Annotated in this window: 11 protein-coding genes; 6 read left to right on the top strand and 5 right to left on the bottom strand. The window is 61.4% G+C overall.

All coding sequences use genetic code 11. The features are described 5' to 3' along the window. Positions 1-11 precede the first annotated feature (11 nt). The 5 genes from BBJ66_RS21715 to BBJ66_RS21735 all read right to left on the bottom strand — a co-directional run bounded on the left by BBJ66_RS21715 (position 12) and on the right by BBJ66_RS21735 (position 5,600). Complete coding sequence (locus BBJ66_RS21715) at positions 12-1,586, bottom strand: copper resistance CopC/CopD family protein (RefSeq protein ID WP_244511731.1); 1,575 nt, start codon at positions 1,584-1,586, stop codon at positions 12-14. 47 nt (positions 1,587-1,633) lie between these two features. Then, positions 1,634-2,161, bottom strand: coding sequence for a YcnI family protein (locus BBJ66_RS21720; protein WP_049732178.1), 528 nt, complete (start codon positions 2,159-2,161; stop codon positions 1,634-1,636). Positions 2,162-2,220: 59 nt separating this feature from the next. Further along, positions 2,221-2,664, bottom strand: a complete 444-nt coding sequence (locus tag BBJ66_RS21725; RefSeq protein WP_071089735.1) for a pseudoazurin — start codon at positions 2,662-2,664, stop codon at positions 2,221-2,223. 252 nt (positions 2,665-2,916) lie between these two features. Beyond that, entirely contained in the window at positions 2,917-4,842 is a 1,926-nt protein-coding gene (locus tag BBJ66_RS21730; protein ID WP_071089738.1) for a PAS domain S-box protein, read from the bottom strand. Positions 4,843-4,868: 26 nt separating this feature from the next. Next, a complete protein-coding gene (locus BBJ66_RS21735; protein WP_049732176.1) occupies positions 4,869-5,600 on the bottom strand; it encodes a Crp/Fnr family transcriptional regulator in 732 nt (243 codons plus the stop codon). A 237-nt stretch (positions 5,601-5,837) separates the two neighbouring features. Here BBJ66_RS21735 and ccoN point away from each other — a divergent pair, with 237 nt between their 5' ends. The 6 genes from ccoN to BBJ66_RS21765 all read left to right on the top strand — a co-directional run. Continuing rightward, the gene (ccoN, locus tag BBJ66_RS21740; RefSeq protein WP_049732175.1) at positions 5,838-7,460 is read left to right on the top strand and encodes a cytochrome-c oxidase, cbb3-type subunit I; all 1,623 of its coding nucleotides are present in this window, start codon (positions 5,838-5,840) and stop codon (positions 7,458-7,460) included. Positions 7,461-7,468: 8 nt separating this feature from the next. Beyond that, positions 7,469-8,203, top strand: coding sequence for a cytochrome-c oxidase, cbb3-type subunit II (gene ccoO, locus BBJ66_RS21745; protein ID WP_071089741.1), 735 nt, complete (start codon positions 7,469-7,471; stop codon positions 8,201-8,203). Between the two features lie 8 nt (positions 8,204-8,211). Continuing rightward, the gene (locus BBJ66_RS21750) at positions 8,212-8,364 is read left to right on the top strand and encodes a CcoQ/FixQ family Cbb3-type cytochrome c oxidase assembly chaperone (RefSeq protein WP_049732173.1); all 153 of its coding nucleotides are present in this window, start codon (positions 8,212-8,214) and stop codon (positions 8,362-8,364) included. Between the two features lies 1 nt (position 8,365). Then, complete coding sequence (gene ccoP / locus BBJ66_RS21755) at positions 8,366-9,229, top strand: cytochrome-c oxidase, cbb3-type subunit III (protein ID WP_049732172.1); 864 nt, start codon at positions 8,366-8,368, stop codon at positions 9,227-9,229. 10 nt (positions 9,230-9,239) lie between these two features. After that, complete coding sequence (locus BBJ66_RS21760; RefSeq protein ID WP_049732171.1) at positions 9,240-9,425, top strand: hypothetical protein; 186 nt, start codon at positions 9,240-9,242, stop codon at positions 9,423-9,425. Positions 9,426-9,572: 147 nt separating this feature from the next. Further along, on the top strand, positions 9,573-10,600 hold a 1,028-nt coding region (locus BBJ66_RS21765; protein WP_083335601.1), incomplete at its 3' end, for an ISAs1 family transposase.

A 10,600-nucleotide genomic window follows, 5' to 3' on the forward strand; every position in this document is an offset into this window, starting at 1 on the left:
TAGGTCGGCCGTCAGTCCGACAGTCCACCTTCGAGATGCACTGCATGGAAATCATCCACGAGCACTTCGAGATCGGCGAGCCAGCCCTTCGGATCCCGTACCGGGCACCCCTCCACCTCCCACCCGCCTTCCGGAGCTTTGGTGAGTTCGAACTTGATAGGCTCGATCGCCGACCCCGGATTTCTCAGGCTAAGAACGACCTGCCTGGGATCGAGGGCATCGAAATCGGGACCCATGATTGCGACGTGAACCTTCCTCGTGCCACTCGCCTCGGCTCCAAGCTCCAGTTGAGCCATCGCTTTTTCGGAATGCAGATGGATCGATAGAACCTGCGAAACCTCGGCGGCCTCTACCTGTCCCGGACCGGCAAAGCGCCAGAGGCCCGCCGTGCCGATGATCGCGACGGCAAGGAAGATTTCGAAGAGGATGCTTCGGCGTAGCCTTTCCCTCGCAACCGGATTTCCGGCCAATGTCGGCGCTGTGAGCCAGAAGCGATTGTAGACGGCCACCATGCAAAGACAGGCCACGAGCACGACCTTGACCGTAAGGATCCGGCCGTAGAGCGACGACAGGATCTGGATGAGCGCCGGAAGCTCTAGTATGGCAAGCACGACCCCGGCAAGGATCATGACGAGGAACGGGATCGGGATCATCCGCGAGAAGCTGCTCAGCGGGCGCAGGTTCGGCGATGTCCGGCCAAGCTTCCAGAGCGGCGGGAGGCTTCCCGCCCAGAACAGCAGCGTCGCGCTGTGGAGAAATATGGCGGTTCTCGCTAGCCAGCGCGGGTCCGCCGCGCTGCAGTGTCCGCTGAAGGTAAAAGCGCTCGCCGCCAATATCAGGGCGACGACGGCAAGAACGCGCCCGGTGGTTTTGCGGCGGGCGAGGGGGAGCGCGATCGTCAGCAGCGACAGGAAGAACAGGCTGGCGCAAATTGCGGCATTGCCCTGCACGGCGATCTCGAGCGGTGCCGCGCCGGCAAAGACCAGACCGCTTCCCGCTTCGTCCAGCCCCTGCAGGTAAAGCCCCGCCGCCAGCAACGCGGCTCCCGGCAGCATGACGGTCGCGGCCCTCGCTGTTGGGTTGTTACGGGCGCCCAACCAACGATCGAACAGCGCGCCGCCAACCACGAAGGCCAGGAATAGAACCGTGGCGGTGTGCACGAGCCACATGGCGATCGGCAAAGAGAGACCGGAGCCCTCGCCAACCGTAACCGGCGGCTTTGCAGAAGGCGTGCCGATTTCGAACACCAGAGTGCCGCCGACAGGGTGGCCGTCTTCGGACTCGACGCGGTAGCTCACCATCACTGTGCCGCGGATGTTCGGATCGGAGAAGCGCAATCGGACATCCGCACCCGATGTGTCGGCGTCCAAGGCCTGGTTCGTGCCGTTGCCGTCGATTGCCGTAGCCCGGATGAGCCTGACCGGCTCGTTGAAATGCAGTTCGATTTCGTCCGGCACGCGGTCCAGCGTCTCGCCGGCCGCCGGAGTCGAGCTTTTCAAAGCGGCGTGGGCAAGCGCGCCTGTCGGCACCAGCATGCCCATCGCGATGATGGCTGCAACAAGAGCCGCCTGAAGACGACGCGTCACCCGTTTTCCTGTTTTCGAGGGCCACATGGTCGACGGCTCCCGCCGGTTCACGAACGCGGTTGTTCGACCACGTCGAAGTAGGGAGCCGGGGTTTCGTAATCGTCGGGCGACTTGCCGGAGGCCGGAACTTCAATCCAGCGCTCGACGGCGCCTTCCGTGCATTCCTGCACGACAGGAACGTAAATGCGGGTGCCGGGTGGAATCTCCTTCGCGACCGTCGCGCGGAAAACGAACTCGTCATATTCGTCGTCGGCGAGGGTGCCGCCGGACCATCTGATTTCGCTGACGCCTTCCCTCACGGGCTTGCCGTAGAGATCGTAGCTTTTCTCGTAGGCGGCGTTGATCTTCTCGACCGACCAGCCCGATTTCGGCATCGGTTTGGCCGACAGCAAACCCTCCGCGATCTTCACGCGGATTTCGATCGTCGCCTTGCCCTCACAGCCATGGCCGACGCGAAGAACTGCCTTGTATGCCGTGCCTGACGGCGCCCGGCCCTGCTCGAGGGTGATGTGGGCACTGGCCGCGCCTGCTGCGCAAACCGCTGCGGCGAAAGCAATTGCCATGGACTTCAACATGATGGCTCTCCACCGTGCGGGATGGCGCGCAAGCGCGGCCATCCGCACCGGTCGGTTGACTACTGGGTGATCTGGGCGAGGTCGGCATCCAACCGCTTGCGCACCATATTCGGCACCTTGGCGGTCTTGATGGCGTCGAGATTGGCCGGGCTGTCACCCACCTCAATCAGCGTAACCATGCCCATGCCGACATGCGGCGTGCACTTCAGGACATAAGCGCCCGGAACATCGAACTTTGCCTGATACTGTTCGCTCGGCTTGGATTTGAACTCGGGAGCGCCGTCGGGAATGAGCCCCTTGAAGGTCTCGACGTTGTGGCTCTTGTCGGTGGGAATGAAGGTTACGGTGTCGCCGGGAGCGATCTTCAGAAAGCTGGGCTCGAACACCATCGCGCCGTCCGTACCCTTATTGAGCATCTGAACCTGATGATCGGCAGCCATCGACGGCATGGCCGAAGCGATCAGGGCTGCCGTTGCAGCGATCAGAGCGAATTTCAAGCGCATGTGCATATCTCCTGTTTTGCGAGGCGATTTGACCTCGTGAACATGCTTTAAGATATGCGGCGCCGGGGTTCTTTGACGCTCGTCAAATATAGGAAAAAGCTTGCGATTGGGCCTGAGATTATCGGGTTCCGGGGAGCGTCGACATCAGGCGACGATCGTCAATTTACAACGAAACGACCGGCCTCTCGCCGGAGCATTATCGGCTCGGCGAAGGTCGGTTCGATATGATAAGCCGGATGGCGGCCGCAGATGTCACTGCGCGTCGAGAAGCTCGCGGATCTTCAGCGCAAGGTCCTTTGCAGTGTAGGGTTTGCGCAGCCATTGCGCGCCGGGAACAATGCCTTTGGCCGCAAGGCCCGGCTCGGAATATCCCGATGTGAAGAGCACGGCGATGTCGGGCCGCAAGAGGCGCGCTTCCCGCGCCAGTTCGTCGCCCGTCATCCCTCCCGGCATCACAATGTCGGTAAAGAGGAGCGCGATCTCGCTATTGTCGCGCAGCAGATCGAGGGCGCGGTGGCCGCTTTCGGCTTCGAGCACCGTGTACCCCATCGAGGCGAGCCTGGCGACGGCGACGCGGCGGACGCGGGCGTCATCTTCGACGACCAGCACCGTTTCGTCCCCTCCCGGCAGCCTGTTTTCGCCTGAGCCTTGGTCCGGCACGGCTTGCTGATGTTTCGACCCGTTGACGGCGGGCAGATATATCCGAACCGTCGTGCCGCGTTCGACCTCACTGTAAAGCTGGAGATGCCCGCCCGATTGCTTCACGAAGCCATAAACCATGCTGAGCCCGAGACCTGTACCCGAGCCCACTTCCTTCGTCGTGAAAAACGGTTCTATCGCACGCTTCCTGACCTCCTCGCTCATGCCGGAACCGGTATCGGTCATGGCGATGAGCACGAAGTTGCCGCTACGCACCTCCGGGTACATCTTCGCATAATCGGCATCGAGATGGACGCGCGAGATCGTCGTCGTGAGACTGCCGCCTTTCGGCATGGCGTCCCTTGCGTTCAAGGCGATGTTCAGGATGGCATTCTGAAGCTGGGAACTGTCGACAAGCACGTCCAGGCCGGCCCCTTCGATGACGGTCGACAGCTTGATATCCTCGCTGAGCGTTCGCCGGAGCAGATCGGAGAAGCCGCTGACGAGCTGACCGAGGTCCGCATGCTTCGGATTCAATGGCTGGCGCCGGCCGAAGGCGAGCAACTGACCCGTGAGGATCGCTCCGTCCTGCGCGGCCGATTGGGCCTCGTTGAGGATTTCGCGGAGGGTGCCGGGCGGCAGCTTGTCCTCGATCATTTCGAGATTGCCGCTGATGACGGTGAGGAGGTTGTTGAAGTCGTGGGCAATACCTCCCGTCAATTGCCCGATCGCTTCCATCTTCTGGGCCTGACGAAGGTCTTCTTCGATCTTGAACCGGCTGGTAAGATCGCGGACGAAACCGGTGAAGATCTGCTCACCGTTCACCGTCGTCTCGCCGACATGGAGTTCCATGGGAAATTGCGACCCGTCGGCCCGCTGCCCGGTGACGACACGGCCGTAGCCGATGATGCGTTTCTCGCCGGTTTCGATATAATGATCGATATAGCCGTCGTGAGCGTCGCGGTAGGGGTTCGGCATCAGGTTGCTGACGTTGCGGCCGCAAATCTGATCGGAAGACAGCCCAAACAGCTTTTCGGCAGCCTTGCTGAACGATAGCACTATTCCCTTGCGATCGATCACCACCATGGCGTCGGGCACGGTGTCCAGGATCGAACTCAGATGCGCTTCGCGGGATTTAACCGCGTCCTGGGCGCGTCTCAACGCGCTCACGTCGCTGTTCGTTTGAATGACGGCAAAGTCCCCATCCGGCAGATTGACCAGCACGCATCGGGATGCGACGTGAATGTCGTGTCCGCCCTTGTGGCGATGAATGATCTCGCCTTGCCAGAAACCACGCGACTTCAGCTGGTCGCGGATGTTGTCGGCCGGTTCGGGAAAGGTCGTCGCCAAAAGTTCGTGAACTTTCTCACCGACGGCTTCCTCTCTCGCCCAGCCATACATGTTCTCGCAGCCGATGGACCAGTGCGTGACGGTTCCGTCGAAACGATGGATCAGAATGTCCGCTCCATCGAGCACGTGCACCATTGCATCCAGTTCCTGGTACGATGCAGTTCTCGGAGAAACGAGGCGATGGGGCATGAACGTCGATCCTGCGGTTCGTTGCATCAGTGCAGCTTGACCCTATGACAGGAATTCTCCGAAAAATCATCGGCATCACCGGACAACTGTGCAAGGCGGGCGAGATTGACGATCCTGAGGTCGTGCCTGCCTTCGGGCACAACGATGTTTCGCGACGCAAGTTTTGTAATTGTGCGCGATACGGTTTCGATGGTCAGACCGAGATGGTCCGCAATGTCTTGGCGGTTCATCGGAACACGCACCAGGCCCTGCCGCGGCTGAGGACTGCGGCGGGAGGCGAGCTTGACGATGAAGCTGCATAGCCGCTCCTCGGCGTTCTTCTTCGACAGGAGCACCATCTGTTCGTGCGCCGCCGCCGCCTCCTGGCAGAGGAGCGAGACGTATGCGGGGCCGAGTGCGTTCGATCGGGCGACTTCCTCATGGAAGCTCTTCCGGGCTATGCGGCGGATCCTGCATTCGGTAACAGCCTCCGCCGTGAACAGGAAATCGTTTTGCAGCGACGCGCCGATCAGATCGCCGGCAAAGTGAAACCCGATAATCACTCGGCGGCCTTCGCCGATAATGCGATGGAGGCGCACGACCCCTTCTTCCACCTGGAAGAGGTGGGTCGCTTCGTCGCCCTCCCAGCAGATAGCCTTCCCGGCGGGGACGGTTTCTGCCGCCGATGTTAGAAAAAGCGATGAAAGAGAGTGACCGGCGTGGATCGCGTCGCCCGTCATCTTCGCATTTTCGAACGCCTGGTTGTTCTGCATCAGCATCGTCTTGTCCCTCGTGATCGATAGGCTGACTAGAACTCCGCTGCGTCACACAGGAATGAGCGGACGGTGCCAAAGGGTGAAAGAGTGTAACAGTTTGTAACGGCCGCGGCCCGATCCCGCCTTACCATTTTCTGGTTGATGTAGATCAAGGAGCAATTGCCGGCTTCGTGACAGTCCTGCCTCCAACGACGAGAAAGCCGGCCGCGAGGCGGTCGTCTTTGCATTGGGGACGACATCATGAGTTACACGACGGAAACGATGGTGGTCGCGGTCGCGGCGTTTCTAGCGCTGCTGGGAGCCGCATTCGCGCACGATCATCTCTTTGCGGTCCATATGGGCATACTCTGCTTCTGCCTCGCGGTGGGAACGGTGCTGCTGGTCAGGAACGTCGACTTCGCACCAGCGGACCAGCGGCGAAAGGTCGATGTGTCAGGCTATTTCGACGAGGTGATCCGCTACGGCCTGATCGCCACGGTGTTCTGGGGCGTGGTCGGCTTCCTCGTCGGGGTGGTCATCGCGCTGCAACTGGCCTTTCCCGACCTTAACATCGCGCCCTATCTGAATTTCGGAAGGCTGCGGCCCGTTCACACCTCGGCGGTCATCTTCGCCTTCGGCGGCAACGCCCTGATCATGACGTCGTTCTATGTGGTGCAGCGCACCTGTCGAGCCCGTCTCTTCGGCGGCAGCCTCGCCTGGTTCGTGTTCTGGGGCTATCAGCTCTTCATCGTGATGGCTGCGACCGGATATGTTCTCGGCATCACCCAGGCCCGCGAATATGCCGAACCCGAATGGTATGTCGACCTCTGGCTGACCGTCGTCTGGGTCGCTTATCTCGCTGTCTATCTCGGCACGATCCTGAAGCGCAAAGAGCCGCATATCTATGTGGCGAACTGGTTCTATCTCGGCTTCATCGTCACCATCGCGCTGCTGCACGTGGTCAACAATCTGGCGGTTCCGGCGTCGTTCCTCGGCTCCAAGAGCTACTCGCTCTTCTCGGGCGTCCAGGATGCGCTGACCCAATGGTGGTACGGCCACAACGCCGTCGGCTTCTTCCTCACCGCCGGCTTTCTCGGCATGATGTATTACTTCGTGCCGAAGCAGGCCAATCGGCCCGTCTATTCATACCGGCTGTCGATCATCCACTTCTGGGCACTGATCTTCATGTATATCTGGGCCGGCCCGCATCACCTGCATTACACGGCGCTGCCCGACTGGGCCCAGACGCTCGGCATGGTCTTCTCTGTGATGCTGTGGATGCCCTCCTGGGGCGGCATGATCAACGGTCTCATGACGCTCTCGGGCGCATGGGACAAGATCCGCACCGATCCGATCATCCGCATGATGATCGTCGCCATCGCCTTTTACGGCATGTCGACCTTCGAAGGCCCGATGATGTCGGTGAAGACGGTCAATTCGCTCAGCCACTATACCGAATGGACGATCGGCCATGTGCATTCCGGCGCCCTCGGCTGGGTCGGGATGATCACCTTCGGGGCGATCTACTATCTGACGCCGAAACTTTGGGGACGCGAGCGCCTCTACAGTCTGAGGATGGTCAACTGGCACTTCTGGCTCGCAACGCTCGGGATCGTGATTTACGCCGCGGTGCTCTGGGTTGCCGGCATCCAGCAGGGGCTGATGTGGCGCGAATACAATTCCCAGGGCTTCCTGGTCTATTCCTTCGCGGAAACTGTCGCGGCGATGATCCCCTACTACGTGCTGCGCGCGGTCGGCGGAGCGCTTTACCTGGCGGGCGGCCTCGTCATGGCCTGGAACGTGTTCATGACGATCCGCGGCCACCTGCGCGACGAAGCTGCAATCCCGACCACTTTCGTGCCCCAAGCACAGCCTGCCGAATGAGGTGAGACATGGCATCGATACTTGATAAACATCAGATCCTCGAGAAGAACGCCACCCTTCTTCTCGTCGGCTCACTGCTGGTCGTGAGCATCGGCGGCATCGTCGAAATCGCTCCGCTCTTCTACCTGCAGAACACGATCGAAAAGGTCGAGGGCATGCGGCCCTATACGCCGCTGGAGCTCGCCGGGCGGAATATCTACATCCGCGAAGGCTGCTATCTCTGCCACAGCCAGATGATCCGGCCGTTCCGCGACGAGGTGGAGCGTTACGGCCATTATTCGCTCGCAGCCGAGTCCATGTACGACCACCCCTTCCAGTGGGGGTCCAAGCGGACCGGGCCGGATCTCGCCCGCGTCGGCGGCCGCTACTCGAACGAATGGCACGTCCAGCATCTCTCCGATCCGCGCGCAGTGGTGCCGGAATCGATCATGCCGAGCTACGCCTTCCTCAAGGAGCAGGAGGTGACGGTTAAGGATATCGGCATGGACCTCAAGGCCAATGAGGATGTGGGCGTGCCCTACAACGACGACATGCTGGCGAATGCCGAGGCCGACATGAAGGCCCAGGCCGATCCGAACGCGGATACGACGGCGCTGCTTGCGCGCTACCCCAAGGCGAAAGTCGGTGACCTCGACGGCGATCCCGCCAGGCTGACCGAAATGGACGCCCTGGTGTCCTACCTGCAGATGCTCGGCACGCTGGTCGATTTCTCGACCTATGACGACGCCACCGGCTACCGCTGAGGTGATCCATGGAAACCTACACTGCAATGAGACACTTCGCCGACAGCTGGGGCCTTCTGGCGATGGCGGCCTTCTTCGTGGGCGCGGTTGCGTTCACCCTTCGCCCCGGCAGCAAGCAGACTGCGAAAGAGGCCGCCGATATTCCCTTGAAGGACGATTGAGATGTCGGAAAAACATATTGACGAATTCAGTGGCGTCGAAACGACCGGCCATGAATGGGACGGCATTCGCGAACTCAACAACCCAATGCCGCGCTGGTGGGTCTGGACGTTCTACGTCACGATCCTGTGGGCGATCGGCTATGCCATCGCCTATCCGGCCATTCCGATGATCACCTCCGCCACGAAAGGTTATTTCGGCTACTCGACGCGCGCCGAACTGCAGCAGGATCTCGATCTCGCCAAGGCATCCCAGACGAAGTTCCATGATCTGATTGCCGCCAAGACGGTTGAGGAGATCGACACCGATCCTGTTCTTCGGGAATTCGCCATTGCCGGCGGTGCATCCGCTTTCAAGGTAAACTGCGCGCAGTGCCATGGCTCGGGCGCCAGCGGCGGCCCGGGATTTCCGAACCTCAACGACGACGACTGGCTGTGGGGCGGGGATCTCGACGCTATCCAGACGACGATCGCGCACGGGATACGCTTCGATTCGGACGCCGAAACTCACGCTTCCGAGATGCCGGCCTTTACCGATGTCCTGGAGCCTATCCAGATGAAACAGGTCGCCGCTTATGTCTGGGGGCTGACCAATACGCCCTCCGATCCCGCTCTCGCGGCTGCGGGAAAACAGGTCTTCCTCGACAACTGCGCTGCATGCCACGGCGAGGACGCTAAGGGGAAGGTGGAAATGGGCGCGCCGGATCTCGCCGACGCGATCTGGTTGAAGGCGCGCGGCGAAGACGCCATCGCTCGCCAGGTGGCCAATCCCAAGCATGGCGTCATGCCAGCCTGGGCAGGGCGCCTCGGCGATACGACGGTCAAGGAACTCACCGTCTTCGTCCATTCGCTTGGCGGCGGCACGTGAGGGACAAGCCATGACAGCTCATGACCACAATCCGATCCTCGGCCTCTACGGCACGCCGCGCGCCGTCATCCGGTCACGCGTGTCGGCGCGCGCCAAGGCGCTGCCATCATCTTCCGAGCAGGACGATCCGGCAAAGATCGGCAATTCGATCGTCAGTTTGACCTGCCTCAAAGATCACGACAGGACGACCCGCTAGTTCTGGATTTGTCGAGGACGTCCCAGCGGTGCTCTCCCCCGCAGTTCCTCCAGGCCACGCCCTTACCCCCAGGGGAATCGCATATAAGTATTGCGTCTTTGGATGTGCTGGATTCAGTAGGGGCTTTCTCTGATTTGGGGAGAGCCGATGACTTTGTTGATCTCGATATTGCGAGAAGTTCGCGACCCGCGTGACGTGAATGCCCGGCACGATCTGGGGGAGCTGTTGTTTCTGGCGCTTTTGGCGACGTTGTGCGGTGCCAAGACTTGTGTGGAGATGGCGGAATTCTCCGAAGCGCGGCAGGAAGAACTTCGCGAGATCGTCGCGCTGCGGCATGGCGCGCCGAGCCACGACACGTTCAGCCGGGTGTTTCGGCTGCTCGACCCAGCGGAACTGGAGCGCGCGTTCGGCGCCTTCATGACGGCGTTGCGGGGCGCGCTCGGCTTGCCGGCGCCCCGGGGCGTGGTGGCGATCGACGGCAAGTCGCTGCGGCGGGGATACGACAAGGGCCGCGCCTTCATGCCGCCCTTGATGGTGAGCGTTTGGGATGTCGAAACGCGGCTTTCGATCACCGCGATGCGTGCGCCGGGCGGCGACGAGATCAAGGCGACACTCAGCGTGCTCAAGGCGTTGACGCTGAAGGGCTGCACGGTGACGGCAGATGCGCTGCACTGCCATCCCGCGATGGCCCAGGCGCTGCTTGCGGCCAAGGCGCAATACGCGCTCGGGCTGAAGGCCAATCATGGACCGCTGTTCAGGGCCGCCGAAGCCGGCTTTGCGGCGGCGACCGATCTCGCCGTCTTCGAGACCCACGACCGCGGCCATGGGCGAGAGGAGCAGCGCCGTGCCTCGGTGCTGCCGGTCGACCGGCTGGCCAAACGGCCCAGCCTGCCCGGCCTCAAGGCGATCGGCCGTATCGAGGCGGTGCGCACTGGCGCCAATGGCAAGCCAGAGCAGGCCGTCCGGTATGTCGCCCTCTCCAAAGTCCTCACGCCGAAAAAGCTCGCCGAAGTCGTGCGCGCCCACTGGACAATCGAAAACCAGCTCCACTGGATCCTCGACGTCGTCTTCAACGAGGACGATGCTCGAACCCGCAAGGACAATGGACCGCAAAATCTTGCTGTCATCCGCAGGCTGGCCCAGAATATCTTGCGAGCCCACCCTCTCGACAAGCC

This window comes from Rhizobium sp. RSm-3, from assembly GCF_001854685.1.
In the GTDB taxonomy this organism is placed as follows: domain Bacteria; phylum Pseudomonadota; class Alphaproteobacteria; order Rhizobiales; family Rhizobiaceae; genus Rhizobium; species Rhizobium ecuadorense.